This window comes from Kitasatospora sp. NPDC056138 (assembly GCF_042264695.1).
GTDB lineage: Bacteria > Actinomycetota > Actinomycetes > Streptomycetales > Streptomycetaceae > Kitasatospora.
Window position 1 is genome coordinate 66,335 of the sequence record NZ_JBHJVK010000023.1, and the last position, 12,500, is coordinate 78,834.

The 12,500-nt window shown below is 71.4% G+C and carries 10 protein-coding genes and 1 pseudogene; all 11 read right to left on the bottom strand.

Features of this window, described 5'->3' with window-relative positions; translation table 11 throughout:
- Positions 1-164 precede the first annotated feature (164 nt).
- Positions 165-548 carry a hypothetical protein gene (locus tag ACFC1R_RS16735; protein WP_375939133.1) on the bottom strand — a complete coding sequence of 128 codons (384 nt, stop codon included), beginning with the start codon at positions 546-548 and terminating at the stop codon, positions 165-167.
- 426 nt (positions 549-974) lie between these two features.
- Positions 975-1,658: a ribonuclease HII gene (locus tag ACFC1R_RS16740; protein ID WP_375939135.1), complete on the bottom strand. Its 684-nt coding sequence runs from the start codon at positions 1,656-1,658 to the stop codon at positions 975-977.
- A gap of 217 nt (positions 1,659-1,875) precedes the next feature.
- Positions 1,876-2,766, bottom strand: a complete 891-nt coding sequence (locus ACFC1R_RS16745; protein WP_375939137.1) for a carbohydrate ABC transporter permease — start codon at positions 2,764-2,766, stop codon at positions 1,876-1,878.
- A 158-nt stretch (positions 2,767-2,924) separates the two neighbouring features.
- Positions 2,925-3,926, bottom strand: a complete 1,002-nt coding sequence (locus tag ACFC1R_RS16750) for a carbohydrate ABC transporter permease (RefSeq protein WP_375939139.1) — start codon at positions 3,924-3,926, stop codon at positions 2,925-2,927.
- Positions 3,927-4,143: 217 nt separating this feature from the next.
- Entirely contained in the window at positions 4,144-5,523 is a 1,380-nt protein-coding gene (locus tag ACFC1R_RS16755) for an ABC transporter substrate-binding protein (RefSeq protein WP_375939141.1), read from the bottom strand.
- 269 nt (positions 5,524-5,792) lie between these two features.
- Positions 5,793-7,115, bottom strand: coding sequence for a cytochrome P450 (locus ACFC1R_RS16760; RefSeq protein ID WP_375939143.1), 1,323 nt, complete (start codon positions 7,113-7,115; stop codon positions 5,793-5,795).
- 185 nt (positions 7,116-7,300) lie between these two features.
- Positions 7,301-8,533, bottom strand: a complete 1,233-nt coding sequence (locus ACFC1R_RS16765) for a cytochrome P450 (RefSeq protein WP_375939204.1) — start codon at positions 8,531-8,533, stop codon at positions 7,301-7,303.
- Positions 8,534-8,682: 149 nt separating this feature from the next.
- Positions 8,683-9,360 (bottom strand): annotated as a pseudogene (locus ACFC1R_RS16770) (ATP/GTP-binding protein); the annotation flags it as partial.
- Complete coding sequence (locus ACFC1R_RS16775; RefSeq protein WP_375939145.1) at positions 9,341-9,709, bottom strand: DUF742 domain-containing protein; 369 nt, start codon at positions 9,707-9,709, stop codon at positions 9,341-9,343. The gene ACFC1R_RS16775 and the pseudogene ACFC1R_RS16770, both read right to left, overlap by 20 nt.
- Positions 9,706-10,131 (bottom strand): roadblock/LC7 domain-containing protein, encoded by a 426-nt coding sequence (locus ACFC1R_RS16780; protein WP_375939147.1) that lies wholly within the window; start codon positions 10,129-10,131, stop codon positions 9,706-9,708. The genes ACFC1R_RS16775 and ACFC1R_RS16780 overlap by 4 nt, the downstream gene beginning before the upstream one ends.
- Positions 10,128-11,996 carry an ATP-binding protein gene (locus ACFC1R_RS16785; protein WP_375939149.1) on the bottom strand — a complete coding sequence of 623 codons (1,869 nt, stop codon included), beginning with the start codon at positions 11,994-11,996 and terminating at the stop codon, positions 10,128-10,130. Before ACFC1R_RS16785 ends, ACFC1R_RS16780 begins: the two co-directional genes overlap by 4 nt.
- Positions 11,997-12,500 lie beyond the last annotated feature (504 nt).

The following is a 12,500-nucleotide window of genomic DNA, read 5'->3' on the forward strand; positions in this document are numbered from 1 at the left end:
TTCGGTCGGGGGTGCGCCCCCGTGGGGGGCGGGGGGGTCCTGCCTGGCCGGCGCGCTAGTGTAGGTCGGGGGGGGGGGGCCCGGGGGCCCGGGCCCCCCCCACGGACGGGCCGCCGCACGGACGGGCTGATCAGCGGGACCGGTCAGCCCGGGCCGTGGCCGCCTCAGGCCGGGACAGGTCGGTTCGCGTCAGGGAAGACAACTGCCGTGAGCTCCGGCTCACCGCAGACCACCAACAGCACTCCGGCGTGGCCCAGCGCCTTCCGTGCCGCCTGCTCCACCCGCTCGGAACGAGGCTCGTTGACGGCCAGCACCACGACATCGCGCCGGAGCGGCCTGGTCGAGGCGGCCTCCGCGTAGAAGACGTCGCCGCCTTCGGCGAGTTGGGCCCAGTAGCGGTCAGCGCCGAAGGAGAGCTCGTGCTGCTGCCAGGGGTGCGGCTCACCCACCGTCAGCACCAGGATGTCGTCCGGGCAGCGCCCGGACTCCAGCAGCAGGTCCACCGTCTCGTCGGCCCGCACGATCGCGTCCGCTACGGCCGCCGCCACCACGCGCACCTCGGGCCGTCCGACCGGGAGTTGCCCATCGGCGGCGGAACGGCGAACGCCGGGGCCGGGCCTGGGAATCGACTTTCGCACCGGCGGCGGCGTCGGCCTGGCCGCACTGGTCGGCGGGGCCGGGCGGGGCGGAGCGGGCCGCGGCCCGGGCACCACAACGCCGCGGGCAGCGGCGGATGCAGGGGCAGGGGCCGCACTGCCGACGGCAGGCTTGCGGGGGGCGTGTGCGTCCGACTCGCGGGGGCTGGGAACGCCGGGGCCCGGGATACTCTCGCGAATCTCCGGCTCCTCGGGGAAGACAGGCATACCCGGATATCTATCAAATGCCGGTCGGGTGCGCACCGGCGCCCCACCAGTTGGGACCCGACCACCCAACCGGCCGCCCTTCCAGGCAGGTGGACGAACCGTCAGAAGAGGTCAGAAACCCAGCGAAAGCTGCTCGTCCTGAGGCTCTGCCGCTCTCCCCCGCTTCAGGTGGCTCCACTTGGGCAGCGCGTCCAGGTACGCCCAGGACAGCCGATGGTGCTCGGTCGGCCCGTACTCCTCCAGCGCGGACCGGTGGATCGGCGACGGGTAACCGGCGTTGTCCGCGAAGCCGTACGCCGGGTACCGCTCGCCGAGTTCGGCCATCAGGCCGTCGCGGTGGACCTTGGCGAGGACCGAGGCGGCCGAGACGCAGATGCAGGACTGGTCGCCCTTGATCACCGTGCGCACCCGCCACGGACCGCCGAGGTAGTCGTGCTTGCCGTCGAGGATGACCGCATCGGGCCGCACCGGGAGCGCCTCCAGTGCGCGCAGCGCGGCAAGGCGCAGGGCGGCGGTCATGCCGAGCTCGTCACACTCCTGCGGCGAGGCGTGGCCGAGCGCGTAAGCGGTGACCCAGTCGGCGAGGACCGGGGCCAGAGCCGTGCGGCGGCGTTCGGTGAGCAGCTTGGAGTCGGTGAGACCTTCCGGCGGCCTGCGCAGACCGGTCACCGCCGCACCGACCGTGACCGGTCCGGCCCAGGCCCCGCGGCCGACCTCGTCAAGACCGACCACCAGCCGGGCGCCGGCCCGGCGGAGGGAGCGTTCGACCGAGTGGGTCGGAGGATCGTAGGGCATTCGGAGGTCCTTCGGCTGCGTCCTGGGCGCCTCCAGCCTACGTCCTGGCCACCGTCCCGACTCCCGTCCCCGGAACCCGCCGCAGCTCGTCGCAGCCCGCCGTGACCCGCCGGAACCGGCCGGCTCCGCAGCGGCCGCACCGGCGGCGAAGGCGATCAGCTGCGACCGCTCGAGCGCACCATCGGGAGCAGCACCCCGGCGGCCACGACGGAACCTCTCACCCCTTGACCGATCCGGCCAGCAGTCCTCGGACGAAGTAGCGCTGCAGGCTGAAGAAGACGACCAGCGGAACGATCAGCGAGAGGAACGCCCCGGCCGTCAGCAACTCCCAGCGCCCGCCGAAGGACCCGGAGAGCTGGGCCAGCCGTACGGTCATGGGCGCGGCCTCCGGTGTGCCCCCCGCGAAGGTGAGCGCGACCAGCAGGTCGTTCCAGACCCAGAGGAACTCGAAGATCGCGAACGAGGCCAACGCCGGTGTGCAGAGCGGCAGCACGATCGACCTGAAGATCTTGAAGTGCGACGCTCCGTCCACCACCGCCGCCTCCATCAGGTCGCGTGGCAACTGCGAGATGAAGTTGTGCAGCAGGAAGGTGGCCAACGGCAGCGCGAACATGGTGTGCGCCAGCCAGACCGGTACGTAGGTCCCACCGAGGTCGAGCGCCGGGAGGATGGTCACGCTGCCCAGGTGGGCTCCCCCGGAGAAGAGTTGGAGCAACGGGATCAGCGCCATCTGCAGGGGCACCACCTGCAACGCGAAGATCACGAAGAAGACGGCGTCGCTGCCCTTGAAGCGCACCCAGGCCAGCGCGTACGCGGCCATCGCCGACAGCACCAGCGGGAACACGGTCGCCGGCACGCTGATGGCCAGCGAGTTGACCAGATAGGGCATCAGGCCGCCGCTGACGCCGAACCCGCCCTCGAAGAGCACGGTGTGGTAGTTGGAGAGGATCAGGTCGGGGTGCACGAACACCTCCCACCAGCCACTGCTCGCCACCGCCTCCTTGGGGCGGAGCGAGGTCGCCAGCAGGCCGAAGGTGGGGATCGTCCAGAGCACCGTCACGGCGATCACGAAGACCGAGGCGAGCGGGCCGCTGAACGACCTGCGCACAGCCTTCACCCCGGGCCGCGCGGGCCCTGCCTCCGGCGTGGGCCCTTCGGTCGACGCGGACGGCTCCTTCGGCCCGGGTGACGCCTTCGGTGTGGACTCTGCCTTCGGCGTGGACCGTGCCTTCGGGGTGGGCCCGGAAGTGGGCGTTGCCGCGTCGCTCATCGGGTCTCACGCTCCTTGCGCAACTGCACGATGTTGTAGGCCACCAGCGGAAGGACGGCGAGGAAGAGGATCACCGCGAGGGTGCTCCCCCGCCCGATGTTGTACTGCTCGAAGGACTGCGAGTACATCTCGTTGGCCAGCACCTGGGTACCGAAGTTGCCGCCGGTCATGGTCCGGATGATGTCGAAGGCCTTCAGCGTGGTGATCATGACGGTGGTGAGCACCACCACCAGCGTGGTCCGGATCATCGGCACGGTGACGAACCAGAACAGCTGCACTCCGCGCGCACCGTCCAGCCTGGCCGCCTCGGTGACTTCGTCCGGTATCGCCTTGATCGCGGCCGAGAGCACCACCATGGCGAACCCGGTCTGCACCCAGACCATCACCGCCATCAGCAGGAAGTTGTTGAGCGGGTGGGAGAGGATCCAGTTCGGCGGGTGCGACCAACCCAGGCCGATGGCCAGTTGACTGAGCAGGCCGATCTGCTGCTGGGAGGGGTCGCGGGCCTCGTAGACGAACTTCCAGATGATGCCGGCACCGACCAGGGAGACCGCCATCGGCATGAAGATCAGCGACTTGTAGACCGCCTGACGCTTCATCCGTTCGACCAGCAGCGCCAGCACCAGGCCCAGAGCGGTCGCTGCCAGCGGCGCCACCACCAGCCAGAGCGCCGTGTTGAGCAGTACCTGGTGAATCGAGTCGGTGGTCAGCGCCCAGCCGTAGTTCCTCCCGCCGACGAAACGGGTGGAGTCGTCGCTGCGGAAACTGAGGTAGACCGTACGGATCAGCGGGGCGATCAGCCCGATGACCAGCAGGACCACGGCCGGACCGAGGAAGACCAGGACCGCCAACGGTCGCCCGAAGCGGCCGGTGGCCCTCCCGGCGGCGAAGAAGATCGCGAGCAGGATGCCGAGGAAAACGGCGATGGCGCCGAGGCTGTTGCCGAGTTTGACGGTGGCGTCGGTCCACGCGGAGTCGGCCAGCAGGGCCGCACGCATACGAGTTCCCCTTCCTCTAAGCCCGGACGCACAGGAGCAGGACCTGCGGGCGCAGGACGTGCAGGGGGCAGGACGTGCAGGAGCAGGTCACGCAGCAGTCGGGTCGCACAGGTCGAGCGGGTCACGCGGAGCAGCACGCACAGGGGCAGGAGGGAGAGCTGCCGGGTTCGGGACGGGCGGTGCGGGCGGGTGGTCCCGCACCGCCCCGGGCGACTGCCTACTGCGGCCAGGCCGCGTCGATGTCAGCCGCCACCTTCGGGATGGCCTGTCCTTCCGCGAACCACTTGGTCAGCGACTTCCACTCCTGTGCGGCGCCCACGGCGGCCGGCATCAGGTCGGAGGCGTCGAAGCGGAACGTCGCGGCCGGGTCGGTGAGCGACTCGGCGGAGAGCTTGTCGATCGGGTCGGTGTAGAGGCTCTTGTCCACGCCCTGGTTGGCGGAGACCCAGCCGGTGGAGACCTTCACCCGGCTGCTGGCCCAGTCCGAGCTGGAGAGGTAGTTCTGTACCGCCTGCACCTCGGGCCGGTTGGAGAAGGCGGTGAGGAACTCCCCGCCGCCCTCGACCGGGTCGGCCACCGCCGGGTTCACCGCAGGGAGGTGGAAGGCGAAGATGTCGCCGTCCGGACCGATCTTCGTACCCTTGGGCCACTGCGCCTGGTAGAAGGAGGCCTGCTGGAGCATCCAGCACTTGTTGCTGAGGATCGGCGTCCCGGCGTCCTGGAAGGTGGTGGTGGCGATCGACTTCACATCACCGAAGCCGCCGTTCACCCAGGCCGGGTTCTGCATCCAGCCGGCCACGGTCTGCAGGGCGGAAATGATCTTCGGGTCGCTGAACTTCACCTGGTGGCCGACCCACTGGTCGTAGACGTCGCCGCCGTACGAGCCGAGCACGGCCTCCTCCAGCCAGTCGGTGGCCGGCCAGCCGGTCGCGGTGCCGGAGCCGATGCCGCCGCACCAGGGCTTTCCGCCGCCGGCCTTCGCGATCCTGTCGCTGAGCGCCATCAGATCGGCCCAGGTCTGCGGCACCTGGTAGCCCGCGGCCTTGAACGCCTTGGGCGAGTACCAGACCAGCGACTTCATGTTGGCACTCATCGGCGCCGCGTAGAAGGTGCCGTTGACCGAACCGTACGTCTTCCAGACCGGGCTCCACTTGTCCTCGTTGGCCACGGTCCGGGCGGGCGGCTTCACGACCTTTCCACTCTTCACCATCTGGGCCAGCAGGCCGGGCTGCGGGACGATCGCGAAGTCCGGGGCGTTTCCGCCGGTCACCCGCACCTGGAGCTGCGACTCGAAGTCGTTGGAGCCCTCGTACGAGATTTTGATGCCCGTACAAGAACTGAACTCGGCCCAGGACTTCTCCAGCGAGTCCGACTCCGGGCTGAGGATCGAGGCGTACATCGTGACCTTGGTGCCCGAGTGTCCGGCGTACGCCTGGTACTTGGCGCAGTCACCGGTGAGGGTCGGGGCCGCCCCGCTGCCGCCCTTCGAACCGGACGAGCTGTTGGAGCACGCGGCCGCGAGCACCAGGGTGAGGACGGCCGGGACGGCGAGCAGGCGGCGACGGGAGAACGGGGCGGGCCGTGACTTCCGGATCATCGGCGGCCTGCGCGGGCAATCGTGGCGAGGGTCATGGCGGTCCTCCTGGCCTGGGCATGAGATGCCGGCGGGTGGAGAGAACTACGCTGCGCTGAACCTGAGATCGACAGATGGCCGGCCGGGGCTGGCTTGAAGACGTTAACCCACTGATCACCCGCCGCCAAGGTGTTCGTTCGGCCTTCATCCGCCAGTGCCACGTTTGTGACCGGGCCGTGCTGGGGACCGGCCGGTAACCCTCCACCGATCGGCCCCAGCCGTCCGTCACCCGGTCACAGCCGGACCGGAAGCTCCCGCAGGCTGTTCACCACCATGGTCGGACTGGGGCGCAACTCATCCTCCCCGACGGCTAGTTGAAGACCGGGGAATCGCTCGAACAGGGCCGGGAGCGCGATCGACGCCTCAAGCCGGGCCAGCTGCGCCCCCGGGCAGACATGCGGCCCGTGTCCGAAGGAGAGGTGCCGCGCCGGCTCCCGGGTGACGTCGAAGACCTCGGCGGTGATGCCGTGCTGCGCCGGATCCCGCCCGATCGCGTTGTAGGAGATCAGCACCGCGTCGCCCTTGAGGATCACCGCGTCGCCGTACGCGATGTCCTCCGTCGCGAAGCGGAACAGGAAGTTGCTGGTCGGCGGCGTCCAGCGGAGCGACTCCTCGACGACCGCCGCCCACTCCACCTCGCCCGAGCGGACCAGGGCCAGCTGATCGGGGTGGGTGAGCAGCGCGCGCACCGCGTTGGTGATCAGGTTGACGGTGGTCTCGTGACCGGCCGCGATGATCACCCGCAGGGTGGCCGCCGCCTCCTCGTCGGTCAGCGCCCCACCGTCCGCCCCACTGCCCGCCACGCAGCCCGTCCCGCCGCCCGCAGCGGCGCCCGCCGAACCCTTGGCACCGCTCCCGGGGCCGTCGGCCGTGCCACCCGCCACGCCGCCGGCCGCACTGGCCTCCGTACCGGCGGCCAGCAGCGCACTCGCCAGATCGTCGCCCGGCTGCTCCCTGCGCTTGGCGACCAGGTCGTCGACGAAGGCGTTGAGCGCGGCGATCGTCTTCTGCACCTCCGCCGGGTCCTTCACGCTGCTGAAGAAGCGCTCGTACAGCTCACGCACATAGGTGTGGTCCGCCTCGGGCAGCCCGAGCAACGAGCCGATCACGGTCATCGGCAGTGGGAAGGCGAACGCGGTCTTGAGGTCGACCACCGGACCGGACTCGGCCAGCCGGTCGAGCAGTTCGGCGGTGATCTTCTCCACCGCCGGGCGCATCAGCTCCGTGCGACGAGGCGTGAACGCCTGCGCGATCAGCGCACGCAGACGGCGGTGCTCCGCGCCGTCCGTGGTGACCATGCTCCGGCCCGGCAGCGCCAGCCCGATCAGCGGCCAGGTCTTCGGCACCTCCCCGCGCTGGTACGCCGCCCAGTTCTCGGCACTCTTCACCAGCCGGTGGTCGGTCAGCAGGTCGCGAGCGGCGGCGTGCCGGGTGACCGCCCACCCCAGTACCCCGCCCATCAGCTCGACCGGCACCACCGGCCCCGCCGCGCGCAGCAGAGCTCCCTCGGCGGCATTGTCGCGGGCCAGCGGGTCCATCACTATCGGGGCGGTCATCCGCTCTCCTCGGGTAGGCAATCCTCGGGTGGACAGACTGGATCAGGGCACGTCGGGCCGTGCCGACCGGCGGTGAGCAGGGCGGACGCCCGACGGTGAACAGTGCGGACGACCGGCCGCGGACAGGAGGGACGACCGACCGCGAGCAGCGCGGACGGCCGACGGTGACCCGACCGGTCGACGGGTCAGCCGAGTGCGTGCCCCGGGGTGTAGGCCACCGGCAGCGCCACCAACGCCCGTACCCAGGCGGAGGGCCGCCAGACCAGAGCGCTCTCGGCCGCCGCCAGCCGGATGTCCGGCAGCCGGTCCAACAGCACCTCGATCGCCGTCGCGGCGATCACCTCGGCCGCCTCCTGTGCCGGGAACGGGCAGCTGTGCGGACCGTAACTGAAGCTCATGTACGCCCGGTTGCCCTCGGCCGGAACGCCGCTCTCCTGCCGGACGGTCGGATCCGAGTTGGCACCTGCGTAGCCGAGCAGCACCATGTCCCCGGCGGCGATCCGCTGGCCACCGAGCTGGGTGTCCCTGGTGGCCCACCGACCAGCGAAGATCTGCGTCGGGGTGTCCTCCCAGAGCGCCTCGGAGAGCGCTTGGCTGATGCTCCGCCGCCCGCCGGAGAGCGAGGCGGCGAACCGCTCGTCGGTCAGCATCAGCCGCAGCGCGTTGGCGATCCAGTACGCGCAGGGCTGGTGGCCGGCGATCAGGATCACCCGCAGGTCGCGCATGACCTCCTCCTCGCTCAGCCCGGCCTCGTGCGCCAGCAGCCGCGAGGTGACGTCCGCCCCCGGACGCTCGCTCTTCTCCTTGACCAGCCGCAGCATGCTCTCCAGCAGCTTCTGCGCCCCGGCGAGCGCGTCGGCGCCGCCGTCCAGCATCGCGAGCAGGCCGCTGATCAGCACCGGAGCCTCGTCCTCGCTCAGGCCGAACATCCGGCAGAGCACCAGCAGCGGCAGCCGGTGCGCGTACTCCGCGACCAGATCCGCCTCGCCCCGGCCCGCGAACTCGTCGATCAGCCCGTCGGCGATCTCCTCGCAGTACTTCTTCAACTCGTACGGGTCCACGCCCGCGAGGGCGTCCGTCACCGCGGCCTTCCGGCGCTGGTGTTCCTCTCCCTCGGCGTAGAGGATCGACGGCGCCGGAGCCATCATCGGCTTCAGCGGCCAGTCCTCCGGAATCTCGGGCCACATGTTCCAGCGGGTCGAGTCCCGCCCGAAGACCTTGGGCTGACTGGTCACCAGCTGCAGCTCGCGGTAACCGATCACCAGCCAGGCCGGCACACCGCCCGCCAACTCGACCGGCGCGACCGGGCCGTGGGCCTCGCGCAGTTCCCGGTAGAGCTGTCCCGGGTCGGTCTGGAAGCGGGGACCGTACAGCGGGGCCGCGTTCGCGTGCGCCGGGCAGCCCGACGGCGGGGTGATCGCGGGCTCGGTCACGGGGTGCTCTCCTCTAGGCGGAACTCGGCGGAAAATTCGGCGCGGAACGGGACCGGCACTCGGGCCGGATCGGCTGCTTCGGCGGTCTCGGCGGTCTCGGCGGTCTCGACTGCCCAATCCCGATCAGCAGCCCTGGTGGTCAGGGACCCGGTGGCCGGGGCCCCGGCGATCGGGGTCTCGGCGGCATCGGCGGTCGGGGCGGGCTCGGCTCCGGCCAGGCGGTACAGGTAGCGGACGAGTTCGATCAGCACCTGCTTGCTGGACTCCCGGTCCCGGGCGTCGCAGTCGACCAGCGGCACCTCGTCCGGAAGGTCCAGCGCCTCCCGCACCTCCTGCAGCGTGTGCTCGGGCTCGGCGAAGTTGTTGCGGGCCACGATGAACGGCGTGCCGTGGTGTTCGAGCCGGTCGATCGCGTACCAGGACTCCTCCAGCCGCCGGGTGTCCACCAGCACCACCGCGCCCAGCGCACCGCTGAACAGGCGGTCCCAGAGGAACCAGAAGCGCTCCTGGCCCGGGGCTCCGAACAGGTACAGCACGTTGCGGTCGTTGAGCGTGATCCGGCCGAAGTCGAAGGCCACCGTGGTCGAGCGCTTGTCCTGGATCCCCGACAGGTCGTCGATGTCCTCGCCGGCCTTGGTCATCGTCTCCTCGGTGTTGAGCGGACGGATCTCGCTCACCGCACCGACCAGGGTGGTCTTGCCGACGCCGAAACCACCCACCACCACGATCTTCAGACCGTTCTCCGCCGTACTGCGCAGCGGGGCGGAGCCGCGCGGGGATCCGTGGTGGGTGTCAGAGCTGTTGGAGTCCATGCAGCACCTGCTTCAGCGTGTCGAGGTCGGGCAGCCGGGCCTTGGTCGGCGCGAACCGGGGGTGTCGCGCGGTGATCCGGTGGGCCTCCAGCAGATCGCCCAGCAGGATCTTGACGATGCTCACCGGCAGGGCGAGCTCGGCCGCGATCTCCACCACGGCCGTCGGGTTCCGGCACAGCTGAAGGATCCGGACGTGCTCGGACTGCATCCCGGGCGTCGGCTCCTGCTCGCTGACGATCAGCGTGACCAGGTCGAAGGCGTGCTCCGGCGGGCGGCTGCGCCCCCGGGTGACGGTGTAGAGCCGGTCCGGATCGTCGTCACGGCCCGGCAGGCCCGGCCGTCCGGTCACACCGCGGCCTCGTTCTCGGTCACGGCCGTCCGCGGCGGCGAGCTCAGCAGGGTGCCGATCTGCTCGATCAGACCGTGCATGTTGTGGCCGACCACGCCCACATCCGCGTCGTCGTCCGTGACCACGGCCAGGTGCGCGCCCTCACCGGCCGCCACGATGCACAGGATGCCGCCGTGGAACTCCGTCATCGACTGCCGGACGCCGCCGCTGCCGTCGCCGAACTCGATCGACGCCCCGTGCGCCAGGCTCTGCATCCCGGAGGCGATCGCCGACAGCTGGTCGGCCTGGTCGACGTTCAGACCCGAGGTGTGGCAGAGCTTGAGCCCGTCCGCCGAGAGCACCAGTGCATGCCGGGCACCGGGCGTGCCGGACAGCAGGTTCTCCAACAGCCAGTCGAGGTCGCGATCGGTGCTGCTGCTCATCGGGAGTCATCCTTCGGAAGGGCTTCGGTGGTGTCGGGCCCCTGCTGAAGGGCCCTGCGGAAGGCGCCGAACCGGGCCGCCGAGACGGCCGCGTCGGCTCGTCCGGGCTGCGCCGACCGCGCGGTCGCGGAGGGCTTGGCGGACGGCTGGGTCGCCGCGAGGGTGTGACCCCGGCGGCGTTGCGGCAGGCCGCCGGCCGTGGTGGTGGACTTGTCCGGGCCCGACCCGGACCCGGTACCGGCCGTCGAAGCCTCCTCGCCGGCGGCCTCGGCGTCCCGCGTCTGCGGGCGGCTCGACTCGGAGCTGATCGACTCCGGGCGGCTCGACTCGGGACGGGTGGGCGCCGGGTGGCCCGGCTCCGGGCGTACTGCCGGTACCAGGCCGGACGGCACCCGGCTCGGCTCCAGCACGGGACGGACCCGTTCCGTCCGCACCCGCTCGGTGCGGACCTGCTCCGCGCCTGCCCGCTCGGAGCGGCCGTGTTCGGAGCGACCGTGCTCGCTGCGGCCCTCGCCCTCACCGGCCCCGGTACGGGCTGCCGCGAGCGCCCGGCTGACCGCGGGACCGGGGTGCGTGATCAACCGCTCGGGGATCAGCATCACCACGCCGGTCCCACCGCGCGCGGACGGGCGGAAGGAGATCGACAGGCCGTGCTTGCGGGCCAGCGAACCGACCACCGCGAGGCCGAGCCGGGTACCGGCGGAGAGCGTGGTGAGGTCGAGCGGAGCGGCCGAGACGGCCTGCTCGGCACGGCGCAGCCAGCTCTCGCTCAGCCCGAGACCGCCGTCCTCGACGGTGATCACCAGACCGGAGTGGACCTCCTCGACGTACACGTGCACCTCGGCCGGCGGGGCCGAGAAGTTGGCGGCGTTGTCGAGCAGTTCGGCCAACGCGTGCATCACGCCCTCGGCCGCGAAACCGGCCACCGCCGCAGTGCTCGCGGAGTGCAGTCGCACCCGCTGGTACGCGCCGATCCGGCCGAGCGCACCGCGCAGAATCGATTCGACGCCGATCGGCTTGGTCCAGCGGCGGCCGGACCGGGCGCCCGTCAGCACCGCGATGCCGTCGGCCATCCGACCGACCTGGGCGGTGGAGTGGTCCAGGCTGAGCAGGTCGCCGAGCACGTCCTCACCGTGCTGGTGCTGCATCTCGCGCAGCTCCGCGTGCATGCTGGTGGCCAGCGCCTGCACCCGGCCGGCTGCCGTGGCGCAGACCGCGAGCGCCGCCGAACGCTGGCGCTCACCGCGGCCGACCTCCTCGGCGACCGTGCGCAGCAGTCCGGCCTGGGCCGACTCGGCGTGCGGCGCGAGTGCGGAGTCCACCGAACTGCCGGAGCGCAGCCGGGAGACCACCTCGGGCAGCACCTCACCGGTGAGCCGGTCGAGTTCGGCGCGCTCGCGGTCGGCGGCCTCGGTCAGCTCGCGCAGGGCGGCCGTGACCGTCTCGGCATCGGCCAGCGCGGTGCGGGCGTTGGCGAGTTCGGTGTGGGCGGCCTCGGACTCGGCCTGCAGCGTGGTGAGGTTGGCGCGCAGCGTGGCTGCGGCGGACTGGGTGGCGGACAGCTCCGACTGCAGCGCCGCGGTCCGGGATCGGGTGTCCGTCAGCTCGTAGCGGGCGGTACTGAGTTCCTCACGCATCCGCCGGTAGCGCTCGGCCTGCCAGCAGGCCACCACGACCAGGGCCGACCACAGCACCAGGCCGCCCGCCACGGTCGCGGCGACGGCCCCGCGCTGGACGTTCGAGGCCAGCGCGACGGCGGCGGCACCGGTGCCCGCCCCCACCAGGATCCCGGCCGCCGCCCAGAGCACGGTCCTGCCGTTCGGGCGTGGGTGCGCCACGCGGTAGAGGCGCGTGCGAGCTCTCATCAACCTGATCCTCGGGGGGCGGGCGTCAGCGTGGACCGAACGACAGCGCTGCACTGCCCGGGCCTATCGGGGGCAGGCTCCGGACAGTCGACAAATACATGCGGTCACCAGATCATATCCATTCAGCCCTGGCGCTCAACGGGACAGATGTGCAATGAGACATCAGGTTCCATGCAGATGTCTTGTCATGACGCACGGAAATCTGACACACCGGGTACGGTGCGCGGGGGCCGTGGAGGCTCTTGCCGGTCGCCCGACCCCATCGGCCTGGCAGGACGCCCGCCGCACTCCCGTCGCACCGTCCGCCGCACCACCCGTCGCCGGTGGACCCGGGGCGGGTCCGACCGTCGCGGAGACCGTCCGGAACCGGCCAGTCGACGGCGCACACCCGCGCCGTGCACCGGCTCCCGGCTCCCGGCTCCCGGCTCCCGGCTCCCGGCTCCCGGCTCCCGGCTCCCGGCTCCCGGCTCCCGGCTCCCGGCTCCCGGCTCCCGGCTCCCGGCG

Bases quoted from the DNA above. Each gene is read 5' to 3' on its own strand.
- ACFC1R_RS16740 (WP_375939135.1), bottom strand. From the start codon at position 1,658: ATGCCCTACGATCCTCCGACCCACTCGGTCGAACGCTCCCTCCGCCGG.
- ACFC1R_RS16750 (WP_375939139.1), bottom strand. From the start codon at position 3,926: ATGCGTGCGGCCCTGCTGGCCGACTCCGCGTGGACCGACGCCACCGTC.
- ACFC1R_RS16755 (WP_375939141.1), bottom strand. From the start codon at position 5,523: ATGATCCGGAAGTCACGGCCCGCCCCGTTCTCCCGTCGCCGCCTGCTC.
- ACFC1R_RS16760 (WP_375939143.1), bottom strand. From the start codon at position 7,115: ATGACCGCCCCGATAGTGATGGACCCGCTGGCCCGCGACAATGCCGCC.
- ACFC1R_RS16780 (WP_375939147.1), bottom strand. From the start codon at position 10,131: ATGAGCAGCAGCACCGATCGCGACCTCGACTGGCTGTTGGAGAACCTG.
- ACFC1R_RS16785 (WP_375939149.1), bottom strand. From the start codon at position 11,996: ATGAGAGCTCGCACGCGCCTCTACCGCGTGGCGCACCCACGCCCGAAC.